Annotated in this window: 2 protein-coding genes; both read right to left on the reverse strand. The window is 67.7% G+C overall.

Features of this window, described 5'->3' with window-relative positions; all coding sequences use genetic code 11:
• The coding region (locus AC1DP0_RS22335; protein ID WP_478088840.1) for a translation initiation factor IF-2 N-terminal domain-containing protein at nt 1–239 on the reverse strand (239 nt) is incomplete at its 3' end.
• Between the two features lie 179 nt (nt 240–418).
• Entirely contained in the window at nt 419–724 is a 306-nt protein-coding gene (locus tag AC1DP0_RS22340) for a YlxR family protein (protein WP_478088842.1), read from the reverse strand.
• Between the last annotated feature and the right edge of the window lie 87 nt (nt 725–811).

Genomic DNA, 811 nt, shown 5'->3' on the forward strand with positions numbered 1-811 from the left:
GCCTGCTGGGGCGCGCTGGGAACCGCGCCGGTGGGGGCGGCCTTCGGGGCCGCCGGCTTCTTGTCGCCGCCGGAAGAGCCTTCCCGAGGGAAGGTCTCGATGATCTTGCGGACGACGGGGGGTTCGATGGTCGACGATGCCGACCGGACGAACTCTCCCTGGCTCTTCAAGTGCGCGAGCAGTGTCTTGCTCTCGACTCCGAGCTCTTTGGCGAGCTCGTAGACCCGGACCTTAGCCACATCTCTCCTGTTCCTGGTCCGGCCTGAACAGGAAGTGGCCGAACCGTGGGTTATTGCTGGGGCTTGCTCATCGCTGAGTACTCATCGGGTGCTCATAGCGTTTCAACCCGCCTTGTGGTTCGTTGACTGATCTCTGACTGATCTGGTGCAACCCCGTCTGGAGGCTGCACCGGTGCCTGCTACTCGTGCTGGAGCCCGAGGTGTCGTGCCACCGCGCTCACGTCGACCGCCACCTGCAGGCGCAGGGCACGTCCGAACGCCTTGCGGCGCACTGCCAGCTCGAAACAGCCGGGGGTCGGGTGCAACCATGCACCGCGTCCCGGCATCCGGTGTCGAAGGTCGGGGCAGAGCGTGACCGGGGGGATGCCCCGGCCGTCTCCGTCCGTCGCCGCGACCACTCGCAGCAGGGCCGACCAGCTATCCGTTCCGCGACATCCCACACAGGTGCGGGACGGCTCAGCACGGAGTCCAGTCCGGTCGGCCACAGACAAGTCTACCGCGTCCGGGCGGCCACCTGCTCCACAGGGTGCCGCCCGACCTGCGCTCAGCGGTCCTCGGAGGCCGCTTCGGCG

It is taken from the genome of Terrabacter sp. P5_B1 (assembly GCF_056400505.1).